At 71.3% G+C, this 24,511-nt stretch carries 22 protein-coding genes; 10 read left to right on the forward strand and 12 right to left on the reverse strand.

Annotated elements, in window-relative coordinates:
* Positions 1–92: 92 nt before the first annotated feature.
* The 4 genes from ACZ6S5_RS12790 to ACZ6S5_RS12805 all read right to left on the reverse strand — a co-directional run bounded on the left by ACZ6S5_RS12790 (position 93) and on the right by ACZ6S5_RS12805 (position 3,561).
* Positions 93–425, reverse strand: a complete 333-nt coding sequence (locus ACZ6S5_RS12790; RefSeq protein ID WP_466000156.1) for a YciI family protein — start codon at positions 423–425, stop codon at positions 93–95.
* A 40-nt stretch (positions 426–465) separates the two neighbouring features.
* The gene (locus ACZ6S5_RS12795) at positions 466–1,122 is read right to left on the reverse strand and encodes a methyltransferase domain-containing protein (RefSeq protein ID WP_466000157.1); all 657 of its coding nucleotides are present in this window, start codon (positions 1,120–1,122) and stop codon (positions 466–468) included.
* A 189-nt stretch (positions 1,123–1,311) separates the two neighbouring features.
* Entirely contained in the window at positions 1,312–2,250 is a 939-nt protein-coding gene (locus tag ACZ6S5_RS12800; protein WP_466000158.1) for a replication-relaxation family protein, read from the reverse strand.
* A gap of 453 nt (positions 2,251–2,703) precedes the next feature.
* Positions 2,704–3,561 carry a DUF2637 domain-containing protein gene (locus ACZ6S5_RS12805; RefSeq protein WP_466000159.1) on the reverse strand — a complete coding sequence of 286 codons (858 nt, stop codon included), beginning with the start codon at positions 3,559–3,561 and terminating at the stop codon, positions 2,704–2,706.
* A gap of 852 nt (positions 3,562–4,413) precedes the next feature.
* Between ACZ6S5_RS12805 and ACZ6S5_RS12810 the strand changes: the two genes are divergently transcribed.
* Positions 4,414–5,769: a hypothetical protein gene (locus ACZ6S5_RS12810; protein WP_466000160.1), complete on the forward strand. Its 1,356-nt coding sequence runs from the start codon at positions 4,414–4,416 to the stop codon at positions 5,767–5,769.
* Positions 5,766–6,581 carry a hypothetical protein gene (locus ACZ6S5_RS12815; protein ID WP_466000161.1) on the forward strand — a complete coding sequence of 272 codons (816 nt, stop codon included), beginning with the start codon at positions 5,766–5,768 and terminating at the stop codon, positions 6,579–6,581. Before ACZ6S5_RS12810 ends, ACZ6S5_RS12815 begins: the two co-directional genes overlap by 4 nt.
* A gap of 208 nt (positions 6,582–6,789) precedes the next feature.
* Here the strand turns inward: ACZ6S5_RS12815 and ACZ6S5_RS12820 are convergent, their stop codons facing one another.
* Entirely contained in the window at positions 6,790–10,089 is a 3,300-nt protein-coding gene (locus ACZ6S5_RS12820; protein WP_466000162.1) for an NACHT domain-containing protein, read from the reverse strand.
* A 130-nt stretch (positions 10,090–10,219) separates the two neighbouring features.
* The gene (locus tag ACZ6S5_RS12825) at positions 10,220–10,636 is read right to left on the reverse strand and encodes a hypothetical protein (protein ID WP_466000163.1); all 417 of its coding nucleotides are present in this window, start codon (positions 10,634–10,636) and stop codon (positions 10,220–10,222) included.
* Between the two features lie 100 nt (positions 10,637–10,736).
* On the opposite strand from ACZ6S5_RS12825, the gene sigJ reads away from it, so the two are divergent.
* The 8 genes from sigJ (at position 10,737) to ACZ6S5_RS12865 (ending at position 17,255) form a co-directional block, all read left to right on the forward strand.
* On the forward strand, positions 10,737–11,654 hold the full coding sequence (sigJ, locus tag ACZ6S5_RS12830) for an RNA polymerase sigma factor SigJ (protein ID WP_466000164.1): 918 nt from the start codon (positions 10,737–10,739) through the stop codon (positions 11,652–11,654).
* An 87-nt stretch (positions 11,655–11,741) separates the two neighbouring features.
* Entirely contained in the window at positions 11,742–12,305 is a 564-nt protein-coding gene (locus ACZ6S5_RS12835) for a hypothetical protein (protein WP_466000165.1), read from the forward strand.
* Positions 12,306–12,432: 127 nt separating this feature from the next.
* Positions 12,433–13,296: an oxidoreductase gene (locus ACZ6S5_RS12840; RefSeq protein WP_466000166.1), complete on the forward strand. Its 864-nt coding sequence runs from the start codon at positions 12,433–12,435 to the stop codon at positions 13,294–13,296.
* 106 nt (positions 13,297–13,402) lie between these two features.
* Positions 13,403–13,972, forward strand: coding sequence for an RNA polymerase sigma factor (locus tag ACZ6S5_RS12845; RefSeq protein WP_466000167.1), 570 nt, complete (start codon positions 13,403–13,405; stop codon positions 13,970–13,972).
* Entirely contained in the window at positions 13,969–14,598 is a 630-nt protein-coding gene (locus ACZ6S5_RS12850) for a hypothetical protein (protein ID WP_466000168.1), read from the forward strand. The genes ACZ6S5_RS12845 and ACZ6S5_RS12850 overlap by 4 nt, the downstream gene beginning before the upstream one ends.
* Positions 14,599–14,769: 171 nt before the next feature.
* Positions 14,770–15,426 carry a VanZ family protein gene (locus ACZ6S5_RS12855; protein ID WP_466000169.1) on the forward strand — a complete coding sequence of 219 codons (657 nt, stop codon included), beginning with the start codon at positions 14,770–14,772 and terminating at the stop codon, positions 15,424–15,426.
* A 35-nt stretch (positions 15,427–15,461) separates the two neighbouring features.
* Entirely contained in the window at positions 15,462–16,139 is a 678-nt protein-coding gene (locus ACZ6S5_RS12860) for a response regulator transcription factor (protein ID WP_466000170.1), read from the forward strand.
* Between the two features lie 237 nt (positions 16,140–16,376).
* Positions 16,377–17,255, forward strand: a complete 879-nt coding sequence (locus tag ACZ6S5_RS12865; protein ID WP_466000171.1) for a sensor histidine kinase — start codon at positions 16,377–16,379, stop codon at positions 17,253–17,255.
* 23 nt (positions 17,256–17,278) lie between these two features.
* Here the strand turns inward: ACZ6S5_RS12865 and ACZ6S5_RS12870 are convergent, their stop codons facing one another.
* The 6 genes from ACZ6S5_RS12870 to ACZ6S5_RS12895 all read right to left on the reverse strand — a co-directional run bounded on the left by ACZ6S5_RS12870 (position 17,279) and on the right by ACZ6S5_RS12895 (position 24,311).
* Complete coding sequence (locus ACZ6S5_RS12870) at positions 17,279–18,388, reverse strand: C40 family peptidase (RefSeq protein ID WP_466000172.1); 1,110 nt, start codon at positions 18,386–18,388, stop codon at positions 17,279–17,281.
* A gap of 195 nt (positions 18,389–18,583) precedes the next feature.
* Complete coding sequence (locus ACZ6S5_RS12875; RefSeq protein ID WP_466000173.1) at positions 18,584–21,055, reverse strand: FtsX-like permease family protein; 2,472 nt, start codon at positions 21,053–21,055, stop codon at positions 18,584–18,586.
* On the reverse strand, positions 21,052–21,777 hold the full coding sequence (locus ACZ6S5_RS12880; RefSeq protein ID WP_466000174.1) for an ABC transporter ATP-binding protein: 726 nt from the start codon (positions 21,775–21,777) through the stop codon (positions 21,052–21,054). Before ACZ6S5_RS12880 ends, ACZ6S5_RS12875 begins: the two co-directional genes overlap by 4 nt.
* Entirely contained in the window at positions 21,774–22,388 is a 615-nt protein-coding gene (locus ACZ6S5_RS12885) for a PadR family transcriptional regulator (protein ID WP_466000175.1), read from the reverse strand. The genes ACZ6S5_RS12880 and ACZ6S5_RS12885 overlap by 4 nt, the downstream gene beginning before the upstream one ends.
* Positions 22,389–22,492: 104 nt before the next feature.
* Complete coding sequence (locus ACZ6S5_RS12890; RefSeq protein ID WP_466000176.1) at positions 22,493–23,305, reverse strand: maleylpyruvate isomerase N-terminal domain-containing protein; 813 nt, start codon at positions 23,303–23,305, stop codon at positions 22,493–22,495.
* Between the two features lie 79 nt (positions 23,306–23,384).
* Positions 23,385–24,311, reverse strand: a complete 927-nt coding sequence (locus ACZ6S5_RS12895; protein WP_466000177.1) for an NAD-dependent epimerase/dehydratase family protein — start codon at positions 24,309–24,311, stop codon at positions 23,385–23,387.
* Between the last annotated feature and the right edge of the window lie 200 nt (positions 24,312–24,511).

Below are 24,511 nucleotides of genomic sequence, written 5' to 3' on the forward strand. Positions count from 1 at the left end.
GAACCCGTCAGCCAGCTGCGGCGTCCGCCGTCCGACGAGCTCCTTCCACCACGATTCGGCTCGGTGTCGAGTGGCGCCGGGTACGCGCGGACCTACGGTGCCTCGCGCAACGGCCAGACCTCGACGACTCCCTGCGCGACTGCGCATGGCGCCCTGGACGCGATCTGGATGGCTTCCTCCAGCGTCTCGGCTTCGATGATCGCGAACCCGGCCACCGGCAGGGCGAAGGTCAGGAACGGGCCGCTCTGCACGGTCATGCCGGCGCCGTTGGGGTTTCGCACCTGTACGGGGGAGTCGGCAATGCCCATCACGGTCCCCGCCTCGTGCAGGCGCATGTCATGGGCGTGCGCCTCGTCGCGTACCGCGGTGTCGGTGCGGTCGTAGCCTTCCTGGTCCCCGTATCCGATGGTCACGAATTTCGCCACCACAGGCTCCCTTCTGGTCGCTACGGAAATCGTCACACCTTCAGTGCCCGTCGTGGCCGCGGCGAACCAGGACAACGTGGTCGACGAGGACACCCGTTTCGCCATCAGGGCCGATGCCTGTCCTGTTCGCGGCCTCGAGCCGCTCGGTGTGCCAGCCGTCGGCGTCGAGGTCGAGCGCGGCGAGGATCTCCTCCGGGCTGGCGAAGCGGGCGTGCGGGTGGCTGTCGCGGGCCCATGGCGGCGGCGCGCCGTGCTCGACGACCAGGAGCCGGCCGCCGGGCGCGACCGCCCGCGCCGCGGCGCGCAGCACCACGCCGCGCGGCAGCTCCAGCGGGGACTGGAGGAACTGCGCCGACACCAGGTCGTACCGGCCCGCCGGGAAGCCGCGGGTCAGGTCGTGCCGGGCCACGGTGATCCGGGACGCCACCCCGGCCCGGGTGGCCTCGGCGGTGAGCCGGCCCAGCGCGGTGGCCGAGACGTCGACGGCGGTGACCCGCCAGCCCCGACCGGCCAGCCAGATCGCGTCACCGCCCTCGCCGCAGCCGAGGTCGAGCGCGGTGCCGGGCGGAAGGGGGTCGACCACCTCGGCCAGGACGGCGTTGACCCGGCCGCTCCACACCCGGTCGCGCTGGTGGTAGAGGTCGTCCCAGTAACGGGCGGTGTCCTGGTCCACCGGGTGTGCCTCGTGCTCGATCATCGTGTCCCTCCTCTGCTCGGACGGCCGTCGCCCCGACCTGGCGATGGTGCGCCGCAGGGAACCGAAGTAGCAAGGATCTTTGCCGGTTCAGCAAACGATGAAGGCGGGCAGCGTTTCCGGGCAGGGTGTCCCATCGGTGGACTTCTTGACCCCTCACCCGTCGCGCGACGCGCCACCTGGTCCGGGACATCAGGCTGCCCGCCCATTTGGGCCGGGCGAGGTGGGGGTGGGGAACTCGGTGTCGTGGTGGGTGTCGGTGTAGGGCAGGTCGATGAGCCGGTTGCGGCCGGCGCTGAGACCGATCAGTTGCCACACCTGCTCGGCAGGGCTGCTGCCGGTGGCGGCGCATAGGTCGGCGGCGGTGGTGGCGATGAACGCTCGTGGCGTGGTGCCGGCGAGGCGGTGGTGCAGGTTCGCCTCACGTCGCACCGACGGTAGGTGGAACAGCACCGGCCACGCCCAGGTGCTCATCGCATACAGGCGTTCGTACTTGGCGATCTTTTCGGTGAGGATGTCGAGGCGTTCACGGCCGGTGTCGTATTCGAGGAAGAACGGCACCGACCGGTCCTGCTCGGTCCACACTCCGGCGCCGTCCGGGCGGGGCAAGCCGCTCCGTCCGTGGACCATGACCTGCGGGTCCCCGCCTTTGCGGTAGAACACGCCCGGGTCGTGGAAAGCTGACGCGGGCTGCCAGCGGTCCAGACGGCTGTCGGGGTGGGTGCGGGCGTGGGCGGCAAGGTCGATGAAGAACTGGTTGCCGCCGAGCAGATGGGGCAGGTCCGGGCGTGACGTGAGGGACTGTTTGCGGCGCCGTGCCTGGTCCCGGCGTGGTGGTCCGAGTCCGCGTTGGGCGCGGACGTGGCTGTAGCCGAGTTGGTCCAGGACGTAGTGGTAGGGGTAGGAGCCGCCGTCGGGTTTGTTGGGTCGGAACCGGTCGACAGCGCGGAGGACGGTGAGGCGGCGTAGCCGGCGTTGCGCGAAATCGAGGGACGGGAACAGGGCGGCGGCGATCTGGTCGGTGGTCAGCAGTCCGTGGTCGTAGAGCCAGCCGAGGAGCTGGTCGTCGCGGGCGGTGATGCTGGCTTGCAGGCGCAGCAGCGGATCCGCCGCCGGTAGTGGTTTACGCATGGGCGGCCCCTGGGGGGACACCCCACACATGAGGGTGTGTCTGGAACCCATCGGCGCCGCTAAGGGCGCGCCTGACCTGGGCTGTCAGCAAGTACGAGGGGTCCGCTTGGGGGTCAGTATCAAGGCGGACGGTGAACCGGGGATCGACACCGACACCGGCATGGCCCGTCACACCGCGGTGATCGTGGTGTGTGAGGGCGTGTGTTGCGGCTCGGTGACGGCGCTGGTGGCCCTGGCGTGGGCCGTTGGGCTGGGTCAACATGCTCGTCGCTCCGCTGATAGTCGGGATGCGGGTGGAGGGGCAGTAGGTGCACTGGCTGCGGGCGCCGTGGCGGGCGGGACGGTGTTCGCTCTGACAGGCCGGGTCAGGTTGTGTCAGGAGGCGGGCTTCCTGACAGGCGTTGGTCTGACAGGGGCGGCGTGGTCTGTCAGAACTCGCCCGTGGTGGTTCCCTCACGCGGCCTCCCGACGGGACAGGTGCGGCAAAGCCGGGGCCGATGCGGTGGTCTCGGCGCGTAGGACGCGCACGAGTGCTGAGGCGGTGGCGTTGGACAGGTGGTGCCCGTCCGCGCGTAGCTGTCGGGCGAGTTCCTTGCGGGACAGCGGTGTCCCTTGGACGGCGAGGGTGTGGGCGGCGGTCCGGGCGGCCGGGACCAGCGCGGTGATCTCCGGGCCCCGGTCCCGGACCGGCGGGCCGCCGCGTCGGCGGTCCGGGACCGCCCGGTCCTGGTCCGGGACCGCGGTGGTGCAGTCCCGGACCGTGGCAGTCCTCGCGGGGACCGGCAGCGGCGGTCCGGGGACCGGCTGTCGGATGTCCGGGACCGCGGCGTCCACGAGCAGCGGCGGTCCTGGCTCGCCCGGTGCGGGTCGGGCGGTGTGGCCGGGCGGGGCGGGATCGGCGCGGCCGAGGGCGATCTTCACCATCGTCAGGAAGCCGAGCGCCGGCAGCGCGGCGGCGACCCAGCCGATCACCGACGCTTCGGCCTCCACGACCTGGGCCGACAGGGACAGGAACACCGCCACTGTCAGCACGGTCGCCGGGAAGGCGACGCTCTTGCCCAGGCGCCGGTTGCGGCGCAGTTCCAGACCGGCGGCGATCGAGGCCAGTTCCAGCACGACCGCGTCGGCCCAGGCGAGCCAGCCCGGCTGGCCGTGCGCCGCCGCGACGTCATGGACGTGACGGAACGAGGCTGCGCCGGCCGCGCCGCCGATCAACAGCATGATCAGCACCTGGATTCGGTTCTCCAGCCGCTCCCGCCCCGACCGCACCTCGACGGGCGGGTCAGGCGGCCGCTGCTCAAGCGATGCCAACGGCCCACCACCTGTCGACACGTCGCCGGGCGAGAGCCTCGAATGGCGTCGCCCTGAGCAGGCGGACCGATGAGGCAGCCGTCAGCCTATTCGGATTAATGAGGGTCGAGATCATGTTCGTGCTCCAGCTTCGTTTTGTAGGGATTCAATAGCGACGGGGGATGAGGTCCAGGTCGCGCCTACCCGCACAGGGCTGGTGCCCGGGCGGGCGCGACCTTGCCGCGGAATGGCCGGCAAGGCGGAACCGTCTGTGCGTGCAGAGGTCGGCCAATACCTCTCTGTGATCGAGCCGACGAATAGTCCAGGCCCGCCCAGGGGCAGGCAGCCGGCCACAGGTGCCGCCACAGTCCGTACTGCAGGCTGAGGTCAACGGGCGGACACGGGGACAGGCGGCCAAGCCGAGCCACAAGCGGTCAGGACTCTCGCCACCGGCAGCGCTCAACAAGCGCCACAGTGGTGCGGCTCAACTCGCCGACGAGTGATCCTTCATGTGGGACCTCCCATCTCTCGGTGTCCTCCGCAACGCCAGCGCGAGCAACAGCAGCACTTCGTCCTGAGAGTGCCCTGCGCGCCTCTGTGGCCGACCACGCCGCCCGGCGGTGCGGGAACGTATATCGAGTACGCCCGGGAATGCCCGTCGCGTCAAGCCCGGCTTCCGTGCAGCTCGATCACCGAACGTTGGCGCCAGTCCGGTGGAGTGCCATCCGCCAGGGCACCCGCCGCCAGACCGGCGACAGGTGCCCTGGTCCTTTCGCCGGATCACGTCATCGCCGCTGCTTCCAACCCCGCGAGCCCGGTATTAGGGTTTCGTCCGGCCGTCGGTACGGCGGCTGGCCGACACGGGGAGGTGTCATGCGGCGTCGTCAACTGCTGGCGTCCGGGATGTTCACGGCGATCGGGCTCAGCGCCGGGGAGCTGCTGAGAGCAGCGCCGGCCGCCGCCGAGACGGCCTTGTTGAAGAGCGTCGGCACCCAGTTGCCGGTGACCGACCTGCGGGCAATCGAACTCGACGAGGCCCGCGGCCGCCTCTACCTCGCCCAGGGCGTCGGCGGCGGGCTGCCGCTGGTGGTGACCGACCTCGACGGCCGGCTGCTGAACCGGGTCACGGCCGTCGCCGACATCTCCGACCTCGTCCTCAGCGACGACGGGCGCATCCTGTACGCGGCCCAGAGCTTCAACCGGATCATCGCGCTGGACGCCGCCACCCTCACCGTCATCGCCAGCTACCCCGCACCCGTCGGCGCCCGGCTGTACACGGTCGAACCGACCGGCGAGAAGGTCGTCGGCGGGTTCATCGACGCCGGCATCGGCTCCGGCGGTCTGCTGATCTGGTCCGCGCCCGGCACCCCGCCGGTGGTCTACACCGGGGGCCCCAAGTACCACCCGATCATCGACGCCAGCCCCGGCGCGCCCGGCCTCCTCGTCGCCGGCGACACCGACTATTCGCCGGTCACCACGTACGTCATCGACGTGTCCGGCGACAGCCCGACGATCGTCGCCCGGCGGGACAACACCGGCAGCAACCTGATCGACTACGCCGTGAGCCCGGACGGCACCGAAGTGGTCGAGACGGTGGGCAACCCGTACGAGCACCACTCGTACCGGCTGCCGGATCTCACCGACGCCACCGTCTACCCCAGCGGGGTCTACCCGCAGGACGCCGCCTGGTCCGGCGACGGCTCCACCGTCGCCATCGGGCGCGCCTCGACCGACACCGGTGACCCCGATATCTACCTTTATGCCAAGGGCAGCACCGTCCCGGCGTACGCCGTCGACTTCCGCAACGGCGACAACCTCTGGGAGGGCACGCTGCTGGTCAGCCGGGACGGCACCCGGGCCTGGGCCGTCACCTCCAACGACCCCTACCAGGACACGCAGCTGCTGCACTCCTTCGGGCCGGCGCACCCGCCGACGCCGCCGGTCACCGACCTGGCGGTCACCGCCCAGGCGGGGACCGGCAAGGACAAGGGCACCGCGCAGCTCACCGTGACCTGGAGCTCGCCGATCGGCGACGACCACTACTGGTGGATCACCGCGTCGACCAACGGCGGGCCCGAGCAGGAGTTCTGGCGCGGCAAGCTGGACGCCAGCGGCAGATACGCCCTCACCTACTCGCTGCCACGCGGCACCACTACCTTCACGGTCCGGTACCACGACTACTACCAGTTCTACCCCGACGGCTACGCAACCGCGACGGTGCAGCGGTGAGCGCACCGATCCGGCGGCGCTGTCCGCTCGTCCGCCGCGGCGCACTGACGCTGCTGCTGCTCGCCACCGGCCTCGCCGGCTGCGCCCGACCCGGCACCGCCGGAGCCGGCGCCGTCTGGGCCGCCCCGACGCCCGCCGCCGCGACCAGTGCCGCCGGGGCGACGACCAGCGCCGCCACGGCACTGACACCAACGCCGAACAACCTGTCCGCGAGCGCCTCCCCGACGCCGAAACCGCGCCCGCCTTCGGCAGCGCGGGGCGGCTCGTCCGCCGCCCCGGCGCCGGCCCCGGCCGCCAAGGCCACCCCGGCCCCGGAGTTCCCCCGCGGCTACACCCTCCTGTCGCAGACCTGCACCCTCCAGGCCGGCCAGCAGGTGTACGTCTCGCTCAGCGGCAAAACGAAGGGGAAGTTCCTCTTCTGCACCCAACGGCTGCGCAAGAACGACACGGGCGGCTACTACCTGAACCCGTACGTCTTCGTCGAGCCCTTCTTCCTCGACGGCGGCCAATGGCTCCCGGACTCGCGTGAACCGCTGAGCCTGACCATCACCTGCCGGGTCAGCCACACCGGCGAACAGGACTACTCCCTCACCGCCACGTCACCGAGCGGGAACGGGCCCGGGCACACCGCCTCCTGCGGCCGTCAGGTGCCGCACGCGGTCACCCCGACGACGGGCAGCGACGCCTACACGATCCGATTCACCGGATACACCTCGGGCGGACACTACGGCGTGCTCGCCTTCGACACCGAGGTGCACTTCCCGGGCGCCGGCAAGCCGACCCCGGAGCAGCAGGTGACCGTACCCCGCTGACGCGGAAGTACCACCACTGACCGCCCGGAAGGCTTCACCGCGGTCGTCGTCTTCCGGCGCTGCCTTGACTGCGGTGAGCGCAACGTCGTCCGCGACGACGACTACAGCTGCGCGCTCTGTGGTGCTGAGCTGCCGGATGATGTGGAACCTCGGCTGAGGGCCCAGCGGTCGACCGACCAGCGTCTGCTCTGACCGAGCCGGCTGATCGTCATTTCCGCCAGGCCGGCGCCATGCGCTCGGACATCTCCCGCCAGAATGTCCGCAGGTCCTCCCGGTTGACCGCCTGCCAGTCCGCCCGCCCGGGCGCGCGGAACCAGTGCCCGACGAGATCGATCTGGTGGGCGCAGAACGCCTCGTCCATCTGGTACGGCAACTCGTCCCCCTTTGGCGGCAGCGGGCACAGCCGGAACGGGCAGTCGTCGATGCAGGTGGAGCCGGGTTGGACGTCGTGGGCCTGGCGGCGGCTGAGGGTGACTCGCATGGCGCTGCGGTCGATGGTGAGGCACGGCGGCAGCTCGGCCCGGCTGGCCCGGCTGAGCCGGCGGGCCCGCTCGGAGTTGTCCTGTCCCCGGTCGGCGAGGTTGAGCAGCAGCATCACGTCGGCCAGCAGCCGTTGGGCTCGCGGTTCCAGGACGGCCCAGCCGTGTGACGGTGGCAGCCAGGAGTCCTGCATCCGGCGGACGCCGGGTTGGGAGCTGGCCGCTCCCACCCGTCCGACGATCTCCCGCTCGTCCACCCAGCAGCGCCGTTCCGGATGGCGGTCGGTGAGCGCCTCCACGCACAGGTCGGCGACCTCGAGGACGAGCGGGTGTGCCGTACCGCTGCCGGGCTGCGGGGCACGGTGCCCGCCGCCGGCGATCGAGGTCCAGAAGGTGACCAGGCCGCGTGGGTCCGAACCGTGACCCCGCTCGCGCAACGTCTCGCTGGGATCGCGGGGCAGGGCCAGCAGGGTGAGCGCTTGCAGGAGCACCAGGTGCGAGTACCAGAACCGGGAGTACCGCAGCGCCTTCTCGGCCTCCTCGATCAGGATGCTGCGGTGCGCCGGGTACGTGCGGCAGTTGGCCGCCAGCCGGAAGCCCTGCGCGAGCGTGAGCTCGTAGACGCGGGCCCCGTCCGACGCGTCGGTGGCCAGGCGGTGCACCCACCGCCGCAGAGTCTCCCGGGCCACGCCCCGCCAGTCCGGTTCGCCCGGGGCGTACACACCCTCGGCGAAGAGGAACAGCGACGGGGCGATCCAGGTCCGCAGCTCCTCCAGGCGTTCCCGGCCCAGGGTGTCGGCCGTCTCCGGCGGCTCGTCGAGCAGGTCGTGCAGCGCGCGGACGGCCGCGTCGCCGCCGCTGGCGATCTCCCGGGCCGCGGCCAGTCGGGGCAGGTAGGACGTCTCCTCGGCCATCATCTGGAACAGCTGGCGGTACTGCGGCTCTGGCTGCTGGGCCCGGGGCCCGCCCTCCGGGGGCCGGTTCCCGAGCTGCCGGGCGGCGTCGCCGTACCGGTGCACGAGAGCGATCTTGGCGTCTTCGAGCGGGCGGTCGGTGACCGAGCCGTCCCCCTGGTAGGTGGGCCAGGCGCCGCGGATGGCGTCGGCGAGTTTCCGGTGCAGCGTGTGCCCGCTGGCGGCGTCCATGTCCAGCGCGGTCGCGAACATCTCCAGGGCCCGGGTGCGGTTCCGCGTCCCGGTCGCCTCGGCGCAGAGCCGCTGGACGAGGCTGACCGACCGGTTACGGGTGACCGTCGCGTCCTCGGCGCTCGGGCGGATGCGCACGCTCTGCCGGACGGCGTCACCGACGCGGCGCAGCCTTCCGCGTGCGGCGGGTGGCATCCGTCGCCCGTCCAGCTGTTCGAACACCCCGCCGCTGCGGCCGTAGAGGGTGAGGGCTGAGAGCAGCTCCCGTCCGGGGCCGTGGTTGCGGGTGAAGGCCCGCTCCAGGAAGGCGTCGTCGCGCAGGGCGGCGGCGAGAAAACGCGAGCCGAGGTACGCCTGGATCACCCCGTGCTGGAAACGCACCCCGTCCTGCCGCTTCACCACGATGTTGAGCGCGTCCCCGGTGGTCTCGGCGAGCCCGATGTCCTGCGGGTTGTCAGGGCTGAGCTTGTGCAGCCGGGATCGCAGTTCGGCGAGGATCCACTGGCGGCCGGCGTCCGGGGTGCCGTCGGCGCCGCTGAGTGCGGTGGTGCGCACCGACTGCTGGTTGTCACGTAGACCGAGGCAGGCCAGCGCGGAGAGCACCTCGATGGCGTCGGACCGTTCGGTCGGCGGCATGCCGTAGTCCTCGTACAGGTCCCCGGCGAGGGTGGCCTCGTACCACTCCTCCAGCAGACTCCAGCGCAGCGCGGATCTGCCCCGCCCCGCCGGCTCGACCCGGTCGAGGCGGTCGATTTCGTAGAGCTGGCCGATGACCCGCAGGTAGAACGGTGACTCGGCCACGTCGGCGGCCTTGACCAGCCCGGTGATCCGGTCCGACCGCTGCCCGGCATCCGAGCGGCGGCTGCGGCTCTGCACGTACGCCAGGGCGGCGCCCTGGGCGAGCGGCTCCAGTTGCAGCAGCAGCGCGTCCAGCCCGCGCAGCGGATCGGCGGGGCGCGACGCGACCACCAGGGGCAGCCGCTCCCGGACCGCGCCCCGGACGGCCTCCCGCAGCAGGCTGTCCCGGTCGGCGGGCTGCGCGGTGTCGGCGAGCACCTCCTCCAGGCCGTCGGCGAGCACGACGATGCGGTTCTCCAGCCAGAGCCGCCGCCACACCTTGTCCGCCTCGCCGCTGGCGTGCAGTTGGGTGTCGATGGTGCGCTCGAACTGTGCCTGGGCGAGCTGGTGGAAGTTCAGCTGCTCCGGAGTGGTGACGGTGCGCAGGTCGATCCCGATCGGTACGACGTCGGTGGCCATCAGCAGCTCCGCGAGGCGGACCAGAGTCGCCGTCTTGCCGCTGCCGATGCCGCCCACCAGCAGCAGCGGACGGCGGTGGTGCTCGTCGCGGAGGCGGTGGATCATCAGTTCGCACAGTTCGTCCCGGCCGACCACGTGGACGCCGCTGATGTCGCGTTCGGCGGTGGGGATCACCATCTGGCGGTTGCGCAGGGCGTTGCGGTCGTACCAGCGGCGGACCCGGAGATACCGCCAGAAGATGAACACCGCGAGGCCGAGCCCCAGGATCAGCGGGCCCTTGACGAAGCCCTCCACCTGCCCGCAGTAGTACGACCTCGGCGGCTGTCCCGCGCACCAGCGCGACATGGGCAGGAAACCGGGCTCGGCGTCGAGGACGGTCAGCACCAGCGAGTAGACGGTCCACGCCACGAGGATCGTGGCGGTGGCGATGATCGCCCAGCGCAGCCCGTGGTGGTGCCGCCAGCTCATCCGGTGGTCGGTCCGGTGGTCCGTCCGCCGGCGCAGGCTCCGCTCGGTGCGGCGTTCGCGTCGGGTGCGCCACCTGCGCCGGCGCTGGCGTAGCCACAGCCCGGCCGCCCAGACCCGGCCACGTCTCGGCCCGCGCATGGCCACCCCCATGATCGACATGGTCGGCTGCCGGAGGGAAGCGCGCCGTACCTCCTCGCTCAACCCAGGCTAGTGCCGGTTCCCGGAGGTCAGGGCGTGGTTCGGGGAGTTGGGGCGGGCTAGTTGATCCCGGCGGGCCCCGTATCGGACCTTAGCGCCGGGCCAGCGCCAGCACACTCAGACCGAACATCAAGACACCCAGGGGGAGATGGACCGACGGGACGTGCGCGATGCCGAGCACGACCTGGACCGAGGCGAGTACGAGGAAACCTGACGCGTGCCAGACAGGCCGGGACGAGCCGCCGCCCGGCTTCCACGCCAGCACCGCCGCGAGCAGGTACAGCATCGACGCCCCGTACATCACACGTGCTCCGACACTGTGCAGCGTCTCTCCGTAGGACGAGGTCAGCAGCAGTCCGGCGGAGACCGCCTGAAGGAAGATGGTCAGGGTCTGCAGGGCGATCGCGATTTGCAGGAACGAGGAGCTGCGCTGTGCGTTCGCCGTCGCCATCCCCGTCGCCGTCGCCGTCGCCGTCGCCGTCGCCGTCGCCGTCACCTGAGCGGCCATGTCACAGTCCCCTTTTCCGCCCTCGGGCAGTAGATCGTTAAGGTCTCACCAGCCCGACGACGCGGGCTTGCGAAAGGTAAGGCGAGGGGCGGCCGAAGGCATGGGGACTGTCGGGACCAGCCACGATGAGATAGCCGGCGAGCGACGCCAACTGATCAATGTCGCTTACCGGTTGCTCGGTTCGGTGACCGAGGCCGAGGACGCCGTCCAGGATGCCTACGCACGCTGGTACGGACTGCCACGCAGCCGGCAGGAGGAGATCCTGTCCCCCGGCGCCTGGCTGACGACGGTGACCAGCCGCATCTGCCTGGACCTGCTCGGCTCGGCGCGGGCCCGCCGTGAACGCTATGTCGGCGCGTGGCTGCCCGAGCCGCTGCCCGACCGCACCGAGTGGGACCACGCGGGCGGCGCCGACCCCACCGGCTCTGCAGACCCCGCTGACCAGATCGTCCTGGACGAGTCGGTGGCCATGGCCTTCCTCGTCGTCCTGGAGTCGATGACGCCCGCCGAGCGAGTGGCGTTCGTCCTGCAGGATGTCTTCCGGTACCCGTTCGCCGAGATCGCCAACGTTCTCGGCCGGACCCCTGCGGCCTGCAAGCAACTGGCCGCCTCCGCCCGGCGGCGGGTGAGCGTCGCGCGCGCTCCGGTGACGGCGACCGGCCACGCCGACGTGGTGAGGCACGTCAAAGAGGCATGGGAGACCAAGGACATCGCAGCCCTAGTCGGTCTCCTCAATCCGGCTGCCGTGATGACCGCCGACGGCGGCGGCATGGTCGGCACCGTCCTGCGCCCGGTCGAGGGCGGCGCGCGCATCGCCCAGTACATGGTCGCCATTGCCGATAAGGCTCCGGGGCTCGAACTCCTGGAGCGGTCGGTCAACGGTGTGCCGGGCCTGGTAGCCCAGCGCGCCGGCGTCGTCATGACCGTAGCCTCGTTCGACGTCTCCGACGGGCGCGTCACCCGGATCTGGGCGGTCCGCAACCCGGAGAAGCTGCGGCCGTGGGTGCGGGAGGGCTAGCTGGCCCTCGCTCGGCGGCGGCTCCACCGCTGGCCGGACCGGTGCGGTTGTCCACGGCGGCGGCCGCGCGGGCGTAGGGTCGATGCCGTGGTAGCGGCGGGGCGTCGATACCGGTACGTCGGCCCGGCGGACGTACGGGCGTCGGTCGTCGGCTCTCCCGAGGGCTGGCCCATCCGATCATCGGTCGATCTCGACGCCTACCTGACGGCCGCGGATCCGCGCGACCGTGACGAGCCGTTCACCTACGTCATCGACCCCGGCGGCACGCTGCGGCTCGCGTCGAGACGCAGCGAGCACGTCGCCTGCGCCGGCGGTGGGGAGGTCCTCGGTGCGGGGGAGATCGCCTTCGCCGGCGAGCGGGACGGCTGGGTCGTGATCGAGGTGAGCAACCAGTCCATCGGCTACTGCCCCGCTCCCACCTCATGGGCGGCGGTGGCCGCAGCCCTCGATCGGGCGGGTATCGGCCGCCCGGAAGGCTTCACCGCGGCCGTCGTCTTTCGGCGCTGCCTTGACTGCGGCGAGCGCAACGTCGTCCGCGACGACGACTACATCTGCGCGCTCTGCGGTGCTGAGCTGCCGGAGGATGTGGAACCTCGGCTGATCGCCCAGCCGTCGACCGGCCAGCGTTGCGCTGACGACCGAGCCGGCTGATCATCACTTCCGCCAGGCGGGGCCATCCGCTCGGACATCTCTCGCCAGAACGTCCGCAGCTCCTCCCGTTTGGTGGCCGCGTCGGTGGGAAACTCGCGGATTTGCGACAACAGGGAGAGGAATCCGCATGACGTCGACCAGCCTGCCCGGCGGGACGTTCAACATGGGGGATCTGACGGTCACCCGCATGGGGTACGGCGCGATGCAACTGGCCGGCCCGCACGTCTTCGGTCCACCGGCCGATCGCCCCGCTGCCGTCGCCGTGCTGCGCGAGGCCGTCGACCTGGGGATCAACCACATCGACACGGCCGACTTCTACGGCCCGTACGTCACCAACGAGATCATCAAGGAGGCCCTGCACCCCTATCCCGACGATCTGCACATCGTCACGAAGGTCGGGGCGCTGCGGGACGCCGAGGGCAACTGGCCGCAGGCCCTCGCTCCGGAGCAGCTACGCCAGGCCGTGCACGACAACCTGGCTCGCCTCGGCCTCGACGTGCTCGACGTGGTCAACCTGCGCGTCGGCGGGTTCGACCGCCCCACCCCCGGCTCCATCGAAGAGCCGTTCACGGTCCTCGCCCAGCTGCAGCAGCAGGGGCTGATCAAGCATCTCGGGCTCAGCACGGTCAACGCCGAGCAGATTGCCGAGGCGCAGTCCATCGGTTCGGTGGTGTGCGTGCAGAACTTCTACAACATCGCCAACCGGGACGACGATCCCCTCGTCGACTCGCTCGCGGCGCTGGGCATCGCCTACGTGCCCTACTTCCCGCTCGGCGGCTTCTCCCCGTTGCAGTCCGAGGAGCTGCACGCGGTCGCCGCCCGCCTCGACGCCACCCCGATGGCGGTGGCACTGGCGTGGCTGCTGCACCGCTCCTCGAACATCCTGCTCATCCCCGGCACCTCGTCCGTCGCGCACCTGCGGGAGAACGTCGCCGCTGCCGCGCTGGCCCTCCCCGACGACGCGCTGACCGAACTGAACATCATCGACTGACTCCTCGGTACCCAGCAGCCGCCGGAGGCGCTCGGCGCAGGCCGTCATGGCGTGGGCTTAGAGTTCAGACCGGTAACCAGAGGGCTCCAGGCGGACATCCCCAGGTATGGAACAAGACGACGCGGCCGCTCGAAGGCGCTTCGAGGAACTGTTCGACGCCCACTACGCGGAGTTGACGCGTTTCGCTACCCGTCGGGTAGGCGCCGACGCGGCGGGCGACATCGTCGCCGGCACGTTCCTCATCGCCTGGCGCCGGTTCGGCGAACTGCCGGCCGACCACGCCCGAGCCTGGCTCTTTTCCACCGCCCGGCAGGTCATCGCCAACGAATTGCGGGGGCGTACGCGCCGGGAACGGCTGACTGCCAAGGCGGCTGCCGGAGGCGACGCCCAGGTGGCGGACCATTCCGGCCGGGTCGACGAGCAGATCCGCGTACGCGCGGTGCTCGCCGAGCTGTCCCCGGCCGACCAGGAGCTCCTGCGGCTGATCGAGTGGGAAGGGCTGGACGTGGCCGAAGCGGCACTCGTCCTGCACTGTTCGCGCACCGCGCTCAAGGTGCGGCTGCACCGGGCGCGGCGGCGATTCGCCCAGCGGTTGCTGGCAACGGACGAACAGGGCACCTCGGCGGCCCGGCGCACCCGGTCATCCATCGTTCCCGAAGGGAGCACCAGCCCATGAACGACGCTCTGGACCGCCTGCGCGCGGCCGATCCCGCCCTCACCATCACCGAACCTGATCCGCGCGACTCGCAAGCGCAGGCCCTGCTCGAACGGGTCCTCGCCGGGCCACAGGTGTCACCTCGGCGGCATGGACGTCGCCGGCTCGTCGTCGGCTTGGCCAGCGCGACCGTGGCCGCCGCCGGCACCGCGTTCTTCATCGCCGAACCGGCTGCGGCGTACACAGTGGACAAGAACGCCGACGGCTCGGTCGCCGTCTCGTTCCGCGCCGAGCGGCTGAAGGACACGGACAAGCTCAACGCCGAGCTCGCGCGGGCCGGTGCGCGTACGGTCGTCATGCGGATGGTCCCGGCCGATCAGTGCACGGCACCGCTCGACATGGATCCGGCGTTCCCGTTCCTTTCCACCGCGACTCGGGAGGAACTGGACCGCTATCCGGTCTCCTACCGGATCCAGGACGGGAGCGTGGTCATCACCATCCGGCCTGACAAGATCCCGGCCGCCGACACCCTGGCCTTCGGGTACGCCATCCGCAACGACCGCGAAGGCCGCACCACGTTCGTCGTCCCCGCAGTCGTACGCGCGCTGCCATCCTGCATGGCGATCCCGAACCCGCCCCGGCGGTGACCTGAGCGGGCGCGGGTACCGATCGTGGTACCCGCGCAGCTTGGCGATCTGGTTGGTCGGGGTGTATCGCGGACGTATCCAGAACTGCATACGCCACTGCAACGGCCCGTCGTCTTGAATGGGTGCGTGAATCAGAATGCATCCCTGCCGGCGCCGCCCCGCCGCACGCGCATGATCGTGCTCGTCGGCCTGGCGATCCTCGGCCTGGCGGGCGCGGCGTTCGTCGTGCGGCGGCCGCTCCTGATGTCCGCTCCGAGGTGCATGGCCGGGCGGTGGCACGGCTGCTTCGACACGTTCAACGGTGTGCTGCTCATGATGCTGGTCGGCTTGCCGTTGGCCGCTCTGGTGGTGTGGGCTCTGGCGCTGGGTCGGCGTGCCGCCGGCGTCACCTCGGCGTGGCGCATGTCGCTGGCCGAGGTGGGCATGGTCTACGGGACGGTGCCGCTCGTATGGCTGACCTTGATGCCGGGCCCGGGGGCGGGCGTCGTCCCGGGCCGGGTGAGCCTGGTCCCGCTGCGGGATCTGGTGACGATGGGGCCGGTCGGGATCGGCGGCAATTTGCTGATCTTCGCGGCGCTGGGGTTCTTCGCCCCGATGCGGTTCGCGGCGCTGGCGTCCGTGCCGCGGATCCTGGCGCTCGGGACGGGCTGCTCGGTCCTGGTGGAAATCGCACAGTACGTCCTGCGGCTGGACCGGGTGTCGTCCGTGGATGACGTACTGGTCAACGCCGCCGGCGCGGTGCTGGCCGGGCTGGCGTCACGCCGCTGGTGGCGCACTACGGAGGTGCCATCGGAGCGGCCGCGCCCGGCGCCGGTGTCGGCTGGATGAGTCGCGTGCCGGGTGCCGGCACATAGGGTTCAGGGATGCGCGTACTGATCGTGGAGGACGAGCCCTACCTGGCCGAGGCCGTCCGTGACGGTCTGCGGCTGGAGGCGATTGCCGCCGACATCGCCGGCGATGGCGACTCTGCCTTGGAACTGCTCAGCGTGAACGCCTACGACCTCGCGGTCCTCGACCGTGACATTCCCGGCCCGTCCGGCGACGAGGTCGCCCGGTGCATCGTCGCGTCCGGCAGCGGCACGCCGATCCTCATGCTCACCGCTGCCGACCGGATCGACGACAAGGCTTCCGGGTTCGAGCTCGGCGCCGACGACTACCTCACCAAACCGTTCGAGCTGCGGGAGCTCGTCCTGCGGTTGAGGGCGCTCGACCGCAGACGCGGCTACGTCCGGCCGCCCGTCCGCGAGCTCGCCGGTCTGCGGCTCGACCCGTTCCGCCGGGAGGTCTTCCGCGACGGACGCTACGTCGCGCTCACCCGCAAACAGTTCGCGGTGCTGGAAGTTCTCGTCGCCGCCGAGGGCGGGGTCGTCAGCGCCGAGGAGCTGCTGGAGCGGGCCTGGGACGAGAACGCGGACCCGCTCACCAACGCCGTACGCATCACCGTCTCCGCGCTGCGCAAACGGCTCGGCGAACCCTGGATCATCGCCACGGTGCCCGGCGTTGGCTACCGCATCGACACAGCACCCCACATCGAGGCATGAGGCAGTGCCGTGGATAGAGCCCCTGGTCTGAGCGTTCGCCTCAAACTCACCGCCAGCTACGCCGGCTTTCTCATGCTCGCAGGCACGTTGCTCCTCGCGGCTGTGTGGGTGTTCCTCCTGCGATACGTACCCGAGGCACCCGCCGTGCGGCCATTGATCCGCCGCCACGAACTTCCCCCTCTGGGAAGCCCCAGCCGCGACGACCTCCTACGCGCTTTCGCCCCACGGGCAGCCGAAGTGTTCGTGTTTCTGTTGATATTCGGTCTGCTGGGAGGGTGGCTTCTCGCCGGCCGGATGCTCGCCCCCCTGACTCGCATCACCGACGCCACCCGCATGGCCACGACGGGGTCGCTCTCCCACCGGATCCGGCTGCCGGGCCGCCACGACGAATTCCGCGAACTCGCCGACGCCTTCGACACCATGCTCGAAAAGCTCGAGTCCCACGTCGCCGAACAGCAGAGATTCGCCGCGAACGCCTCCCACGAACTGCGCACCCCGCTGGCGATTTCCCGGACGCTGCTCGACGTCGCCCGCAAGGACCCGACGCGGGACCGGGACGAACTCATCGAACGCCTGCACGTCGCCAATACGCGGGCGATCGACCTCACCGAGGCCCTTCTGCTGCTCAGCCGCGGCGACCGCGGAAACTTCACCCGCGAGAGCGTCGACCTCTCCCTCATCGCCGAAGAAGCCGCCGAGACATTGCTTCCCCTCGCCGAGCAGCGCCGGATCACCCTCGACGTCACCAGCGGAGCGGCCCCGACCAGCGGCTCCGCCGAACTCCTGTCGCGGATGGTGACAAACCTCGTCCAGAACGCCATCGTCCACAACCTCCCCGCCGACGGCACCGTGACGGTCCACACCGCGGCACACGGCGACACCACCGTGCTGCAAGTCGAGAACACGGGTCACCGGCTCCCCTCGGAACTGATACCGACCCTCATCGAACCGTTCCAGCGCGGAACCGAACGCGTACGCACCGACGAACACGCCGGCGTCGGCCTCGGCCTGGCCATCGTGCACAGCATCGTCCGCGCCCACCACGGGACCCTCGACCTCGTCCCCAGCCCCGCTGGCGGTCTTCTCGTCACGGTCCGGCTTCCCGGCATGCCGTAGGCCTACCTGAGCCACCACCTCTGTCAGCCGGGGCGGCGGGCACCGCTGTACGGCATGTTCGCCAGCTGCGCCATCCGGACCACGTCCCCGGTGTGCGGGGCGTGGACGATCAGCCCGTTGCCGACGTAGATGCCCATGTGGTGGTGGTCGGAGTAGAAGAAGACCAGGTCACCCGTACGGAGGTTGGCTTTGCTCACCGCCACACCCGACGTCCACTGAGCACCTGTGTAGTGGTCCAGCTGCACCCCGGCGGCGGCCCAGGCGTACTGGGTCAGGCCGGAGCAGTCGAAGGAGTCCGGGCCGTTGGCCGCCCACACGTACGGCTTGCCGATCTGCTTGCACGCCGTCTTCGCCGCGACGCCGCCGCTGCCGGTGATGGCGACGGCGGGACACTGCCCGCCGATGAACAGCGAGCTGGTCGACGTGATCGGCGAGGTGCTGGTCGACGTGGCGGCCGACTGCGCGGCGGCTGCGGCTCTGGCGGCCGCGGCCTCCGCGGCCGCCTTGGCCGCGTCCGCTGCGGCGATCTTCTTGCGCAGCGCGTCCAGCCGCTTGATCTCGGCGTCGATGGTCTTCTTGCGGGCCGCCAGCTGGGCCTGCTGGCGCTGCTGTACCGCGATCAGCGCGTCGACCTTCTCCTTGTCGGCGTCGTAGCTCGCCTGCTGGGTCGACAGTTGGGTGATCTGCCGCTGCTCCGAATGTGCCACCTGATTCACGAGCGCGAGCTGGTCCCCCACTTCGGTCGGCGGCGCGCCGGGAGACAGCAGGGCGTTGAATGTGGAAAGGGACTTCTCCCGCTTGTAGTACCCCGACACGATCTCCTGGACCCGCGTCCGGCTGACCTCCACCGACTTGCCGAGTGGCTCGATTTGCCGGCTCAGTTCGGCCGATCTCCGCTGGTTCGCGGTCAGGTCCGTGCGTACCTTGTTGTACTGCTCGATGACGGGTTCGAGCTTTTCAAACGCCGTTTCGATCTGCTGCTGCACCTCGGCGGCCGACGGGGCGGCGTGGGCAGGCGCGGCCGGCCCGACGACCACCATGGCGGCCGCCGCGACGGCGAGGATTCCGGCGAGCAGACGCGATCCGGTGGGCCGGGTGCGCACGGGTGGCAACGGGTGCAGCTCCTTCCACATCCCGGGCCCTCCAGGTGGAGACCGGCATTCGGAACGGACGCTGGCCAACATTAGTGAGTGCGGCCCGAGGAAATCAACGAGCCGGTGAAATCAATTCTCTGCGCGGTCAGACGGGCACATCGGGTGCCGGAAATGATGTCTACGTAAGGCTCCGCTAATCGAATTCTTAAACATTTCTAATATCGATTCGAGTGACTAGTCCAGCCTGCGGTGGCCCAGGGACCGCGGTTCGCGGCCGGCGAGCAGCCATCCGGCGATCGCGGCGAGCGCCGGCAGTCCGACGACCGTCGCCGCCAGGTGCGCGACCGGCACGTCGCTGAGCGCGCCGAGGTCGTGGTGCAGCACGCTCACCAACCCGACGTACGCGCCGGCCAGCCCGAGAATGGCGCCGAGGAACGCGAGCGCCCCGGCCGTCGTGGCGGTCAGGGTGCGCCGGACCCGCCGAGGCGCGCCGGTGGCGGCCAGGGTGCGCAGGTCCCCGGCTGCCTCGCCGCGGATGAGGCCGACGGTCATGGCCAGGATGCCGAGGGCGAGCAGCGCGCCGGCGGCGACCGCCCCGGTCCGCAGTGAGCCGAGGGAGGCCCGCTCGTGGCGGTACTCGATGGTGAAGCCGGCGCTCGTGGCGAGGTTCCGCGCGGTCGACAGTTCCTGCTCGCTGAGCGGGTGGCCCGCCTCGATGAGCCAGCCGACCCGCGTGGGCTGCCAGCCGTGGCGGGCCATCATGCCTGCGGTGACCATCGAGTTCGGCATCGAGGTGTACCGGGTGTCGGGGAGCGCCTGGGTCTTCGGGTAGACGCGGCGTTCGGGGATGTTCACCAGTTCGAGTGCGCCGGTGCGGGCGGTGAGCACCTCGGTGTCGGCCGCGACCGCCGCGCTGTCCAGGCGGTAGAGCCGGAGCAGCTCCGGGGTGGCGACATAGAGGGGGTAGGTCGTCATCTGCTGGCGGTCGGCGACCGGCGGGCCGATCTCGACGGCGGGGTGGCCGGGTTGGCCTCCGGGCTGGCCCGGCTCGGTGTAGGAGGCGACCACCGCCATGTCGAGCGGGGTCACGGTGGTCCTGCCGAGGTTTCCGGCCATGGCCTCCATCTGGGCCTGCAAACTGGCGAGCTGCTCCGGGGTGCGTACCGGGATCACCGGGGTGGGTCGGCCGATGCGGACCAGGAGTTGGCCCTCGGCCAGGTTGCCCTGGCCGGCGGCCTGCTTGGCCTGGTGATCGGCGGCGGCGGACCCGGCCACCACCGCCACCGAGATCCCCAGGGCGAGACTGATCGCGGCGAGCGCCGCACCGGCCCGGGCCTGGTAGCGGACCAGGTCGGTCAGCGCCAGCCGGACGGCCACCGGCATCCCGCCGCGCGCCGCGGCCAACAACCGGATCGCCGTGGGCCCGACGAAGAGCACCCCGACGGCGGTGGCGATGGTGCCGGCGGAGATCAGTACCGGCTTCTTTCCGCCGGAGAGCAGCAGGCAGGTGACGCCGGCGGCGAGCAGGATCACGGCGACCGCCGCGGTGCGCCGGGCCGGTCGGGGCCGTGGCGGCCGCGCCGACAGTGCGCTCATGATCGGGGTACGCGCGATCGCCCGCGCCGGCCACCACGCGGCGGCGGTCGCGGTCGCCACGGCCAGCACCATCCCCGCGCCGAGCGTCGGCCAGGGCAGGTCGAACCGGTCGATGCGGTGCCCAGCGGCCGTCTCCACGCGCTCGGCGACGAGCAGCCAGGCGGCGACGCCGACGGTGGTGCCGAGCACCGCGGCGACCGCGCCGACGGCGGTGCCGTTGGCCAGCAACACCAGTCGCAGGTGTCGTCGGGTGGCGCCCATCGCGGCGAGCATGCCGAGCTGCCGTAGCCGGCGCTGCGCCACCACGATGAACCCGGCCGCGGCGACCAGCGACACCAGCAGCAGACCGACGGTGGAAAGCGCCAGGGTGGTGGCGGCGATCACGGTACGGGTCGTGCCGGGCCGGGATTCGCGTACGAGGGGACCGTCGATGGTCGCGCGGAACGCCTCCAGGGAGGCCCGGTCCCCGGCGACGAGGACGGTGACGCTCTTCGGCGGGTCGGCGTGTGCCGGGTCGACGAGGGCGAACTCGTCGGTCAGGTCCTCGGGGTTCTCCACCATCCCGACCACGAGGCGGTCGTGGCCGTCGACGGTGACCCGCCGGCCGAGCCCGGTGCGCAGCGTACGCGCCACCGCGTCGGTGACCGCGACCTCGCCGGCACCGGCCGGGTACCGCCCCTGCCGCACCGCCAGCATCGGCGCCCCGTACGCGCCGTCGGGGTCCTGCGCCCGGACGTCGACCGGGTCGAACAGGCCCGGCACCTCCAGGTAGCGGTGACCGATCGTGTCGATCGTGCCGAACCACTGCCGGGCGGCGGCCAGCCGGGAGTCGAGGATGGCCGGGTCGCTGCCGTCGAGGCGCAGGAGGTGGTCGGCGCGGCCGAACGTCGCGTCGCTCGAGGAGGCCATGTTGTAGGTCGCCGAGACGGCGAAGGTGGCCCCGGTGACGGCGACCGTGAGCAGCGCCAGGGTCAGCACCTGCTGGCGCCATTCGCGGCGGAACAGCCGTACCGCCCAGCGGATCACGGCCCGGCGGGCCGGTAGACCGCCGCCGGGAGCGCGGCGGGGCGCCGGCCGGCCGGTGGTCGGCGGGGTGGCGGTCGCGGTCACGGGGCCACGTCCCCGGCGAGCAAAGTGTCCGGGCCGACCGACGGCGCGGTCTGGTCGACGACCCGGCCGTCGCGCAGGAACACCACCCGGTCGGCCCAGGACGCGAGCTGCGCGTCGTGGGTCACCAGCACCCCGGCGATCCCGCGCTTGCAGGCCGCGCGGAGCATCCGCATGACCGCCTCGCCGTTGGCCGAGTCCAGCGCGCCGGTCGGCTCGTCCGCGAGCAGCAGCCGCCGGTCGCCGACCACCGCGCGGGCGATCGCGACCCGCTGGCGTTCGCCGCCGGACAGGTCGTCGGGGAAGTGCGCGGCCCGCTCGGCCAGCCCCAACTCCTCCAGTACGCGCAGGCCGGCGGCGCGGGCGGCCCGCGCGCCCAGGCCGTCGAGTTCGAGCGGCAGGGCCACGTTCTCCACGGCGGACAGCCCGGCGAGCAGGTTCAAATCCTGGAAGACGAAGCCGATGGCGCGGCGGCGCATCCGGGCCCGCGCGTCGGCGGACATGCTCGACACGTCGTCTCCGCAGACCAGCACCGCGCCGTCGGTCGGCTCCTCCAGGCTGCCGGCGATGGTCAGCAGGGTGCTCTTGCCGGAGCCGCTCGGCCCCATGATCGCCACCAGCTCGCCACCGTTCACGGTGAGGTCCACGTGACGCAGCGCGTGCACGGCGGCGTTGCCGGTGCCGTACACCTTGGACACCTCGCGCATGCTCAGCACGGCGCTCATCGACGGGCCTCCTCGCGTGCCGGCGCGGACCCCGCCGCTTTCGTGCCGGCGGGGCCGGCCGGCTCGGTCCGGCCGCTCGGCGCGTCGGTGGGCGTGGCCGGTAGGCGGCGCAGCCGGGCGTCGGCCGCGTCGAGCCAGCGCACCACCGATTCGAGCCGGAACAGTTCCGCGTCGACGACGAGGCCGAGCGCGATGTCGTCCGGGTCCGCGGCGGCCTTGAGGTGGGTGTACCGCTGCATCTCCTCGACCAGGCGCCGTCGGTGGACCTGCAGGATCTCCCGTACGTCGACGCCGGGAAGGCGCACCGCCACCTGCACCTTGATGATGAGTTCGTCGCGGGGTGGGGGCGTGGCGTCGGGCGGGGTGCGCAACCACCGGTCCAGTTCGCGCTGGCCGTCGGCGGTGATCCGGAACCGCCGCTGCGCGCCGTCGCGCCCGGCCTCGTCGGACTCGACGTGCCCTTCGCGTTCGAGGCGCTGCAGCGTTGTGTAGACCTGCCCGACGTTGAGCGGCCAGACCTCACCCGTGCGGGCCTCGAACTCCTGCCGTAGTTGCAGGCCGTACTTCGATCCCTCGGTCAGTAGAGCCAGCAACGCATGTCGAATGCTCATGGTCCACCACCCAGCGTCAGTATACCGGGTATAATACTCAGTATTATCATGGCGTCCAGCCACTTCGGACATGAGTTGTCAGCTCACCGACGAGGGTCAGGCCGTCAGGGGATGGCGAAGAAACCGAGGAACCGGAAGGCCAGCCACGGCCTGCGACCCCACGCCCGCAGCCTCCCGCGCGCGATCAACAGCCACTGGCCACTCAGGCCCGCGCTCAACAGGAAGAAGGACACCGGGTCGACCGAGATGGTGCAGTCCACCCGCCCCGGCGCGGTGTCGCCGACCGCGGCGACCCCGTCGGTGAACCGCACCCAGAACCGGGAGACGCCGCGCAGTCGCAGCTCGTAGCACGCGCTCAGGCCTCGCACGGCGGCCTGGTCGACGAGGCGGGGCATCGTGGTGTGGATGAACGGCAGGATCAGCTCGACGTGCCGCGGCCGGACGATCGGCGGCTGCCGGAGGGCGGCGGCGATCGCGGTGCCGTGGCTCAACATGTGCGCCAGCAGGTAGCAGCCGAACACGCCCAGCGGCATCGGACCCATGGGCGTGTCGACGATCTCGGCGGCGGGCCGGACCCGAGCCGCCTCGACGAACGCGGCGGCCTGCCCGGCGATCCGCTGCGCGAGCACGGCCGGTTCGCGTTCGGTGTCCTCGCTCAGCGACCGGGCGTTCGCGGCGGCCAGCCCGGCCTTCGTCCCGTCGCCGTGCGTCGCCGGTCGGCCGGCGGCGATCGTCGCCATGAGCTCGTTTGCCATCGCCAGGTGGGCCGCCGCTTCGGCGACGGTCCAGTCCGCACCGGGGATGGGGACATCGGCGCGGGGCAGCCCGCCGATCAGGTCGGCCAGCCGCCCCGCCACGGCGAGGATCTCGTCGGGCAGTTCGCCGCGCTCGGTGGGGTCAGCCGTCGTGGGGGCCATGACGGCTGATCCTCACCGATCCCGAACCTCTTGTCCAGGGCGACGACCGGAGCCCTGAACACCCTCTGGCGGCGGACGCTCAGCGGGTCGCTCTCGCGATCAGCGGGATGCCCTCGCGGTAGGTCGGCACCGCCGGAGTCCAGCCCAGCTCGCGCTTGGCCTTGGCGTTGGAGACGCGCATCGAGGTGGTCATCATCGCGTGGGCGTACGGGATGGGCCGCAGCATCCAGCTCGGGACCCGCCACGGCCGGCGCGCCCCGAACGCGGCCGCCATGGTGTCCAGGTAGTCCCCCCAGCGCACCGGCTCGTCGTCGACGATGTTGTACGCCTGCCCGGCGCGTCCCTTCTCCAGGGCGGCCACGGTCGCCGCGGCGGCGTCCTCGAGGTAGATGAAGTTGGCGAAGCCGGCGGACGAGGGCACCGGCAACCGGCGCTTGCGCACCAGGTTGACCATCATCCTGGTCATGCTGTCCTGGCCGTAGAAGAAGCCGTAGCGCAGCGCGACGCCCTCCATCTCGTCGGCCGAGAAGGTCTGCTCCTCGGCCGAGCGCATCGCCGCGACGGCGCTGCCGAGCATGCCGCTCACGGGCTCGCCGAACGGGGCGTCCTCGGTGATCACCTGCGGGCCGTGGTCGCGGTATCCGTACCCGAGCATGATCGACTGGGTGACGAAGCGGTGGGCGCCGACCGCCCGGGCCGCCGCGAGGAGGTTGGTGGTTCCGGTGGTACGCAGGGCGTTCGTGCCCTGCAGCGCGTCCCGCATCTTCGTGGTGCCCAACGCGGTCAACTCGTGGATGACCGCGTCGGCCCGCACGTCCCGTACGGCGGCGAGCAGGTTCTCGCGGTTCATCACGTCGGCCACCACGGCCTCGGCGCCGGCGTTGCGCAGCCGCTCGGCGTTGGTCTGGCTGCGGCTGATGCCGACCACCTCGTGGCCGGCGGCGATGAGCTGGCGGGTCAGCGGTGTACCAACGGCGCCCGAGGCGCCGGCGAGCAGAACTCTCATGGTTTCGGTTCCTCTCTACAGGTCTGACCATGTAGACGGCGTACCGGTCGGGCGTGTGATGACCTGGCGGTGTGTTGTCCCGCACAGCCGAAAACGGGCTCGTGGCGTCCGGTGGTGGTGCATACGATCGGGCCATGGGCCGGACCTTCGACATCATCGCCCCGCCGCGCTCCTGAGCGGGGCGCTTCTGCTCATCGTGT

Source organism: Micromonospora sp. NPDC051924 (assembly GCF_055586005.1).

Bases quoted from the DNA above. Each gene is read 5' to 3' on its own strand.
- ACZ6S5_RS12880 (WP_466000174.1), bottom strand. From the start codon at position 21,777: ATGAGCGCCGTGCTGAGCATGCGCGAGGTGTCCAAGGTGTACGGCACC.
- ACZ6S5_RS12860 (WP_466000170.1), top strand. From the start codon at position 15,462: ATGCGCGTACTGATCGTGGAGGACGAGCCCTACCTGGCCGAGGCCGTC.
- ACZ6S5_RS12810 (WP_466000160.1), top strand. From the start codon at position 4,414: ATGCGGCGTCGTCAACTGCTGGCGTCCGGGATGTTCACGGCGATCGGG.
- ACZ6S5_RS12840 (WP_466000166.1), top strand. From the start codon at position 12,433: ATGACGTCGACCAGCCTGCCCGGCGGGACGTTCAACATGGGGGATCTG.
- sigJ (WP_466000164.1), top strand. From the start codon at position 10,737: ATGGGGACTGTCGGGACCAGCCACGATGAGATAGCCGGCGAGCGACGC.
- ACZ6S5_RS12855 (WP_466000169.1), top strand. From the start codon at position 14,770: ATGATCGTGCTCGTCGGCCTGGCGATCCTCGGCCTGGCGGGCGCGGCG.
- ACZ6S5_RS12800 (WP_466000158.1), bottom strand. From the start codon at position 2,250: ATGCGTAAACCACTACCGGCGGCGGATCCGCTGCTGCGCCTGCAAGCC.
- ACZ6S5_RS12890 (WP_466000176.1), bottom strand. From the start codon at position 23,305: ATGGCCCCCACGACGGCTGACCCCACCGAGCGCGGCGAACTGCCCGAC.
- ACZ6S5_RS12845 (WP_466000167.1), top strand. From the start codon at position 13,403: ATGGAACAAGACGACGCGGCCGCTCGAAGGCGCTTCGAGGAACTGTTC.
- ACZ6S5_RS12795 (WP_466000157.1), bottom strand. From the start codon at position 1,122: ATGATCGAGCACGAGGCACACCCGGTGGACCAGGACACCGCCCGTTAC.
- ACZ6S5_RS12825 (WP_466000163.1), bottom strand. From the start codon at position 10,636: ATGGCCGCTCAGGTGACGGCGACGGCGACGGCGACGGCGACGGCGACG.
- ACZ6S5_RS12895 (WP_466000177.1), bottom strand. From the start codon at position 24,311: ATGAGAGTTCTGCTCGCCGGCGCCTCGGGCGCCGTTGGTACACCGCTG.
- ACZ6S5_RS12885 (WP_466000175.1), bottom strand. From the start codon at position 22,388: ATGAGCATTCGACATGCGTTGCTGGCTCTACTGACCGAGGGATCGAAG.
- ACZ6S5_RS12870 (WP_466000172.1), bottom strand. From the start codon at position 18,388: ATGTGGAAGGAGCTGCACCCGTTGCCACCCGTGCGCACCCGGCCCACC.
- ACZ6S5_RS12820 (WP_466000162.1), bottom strand. From the start codon at position 10,089: ATGTCGATCATGGGGGTGGCCATGCGCGGGCCGAGACGTGGCCGGGTC.
- ACZ6S5_RS12850 (WP_466000168.1), top strand. From the start codon at position 13,969: ATGAACGACGCTCTGGACCGCCTGCGCGCGGCCGATCCCGCCCTCACC.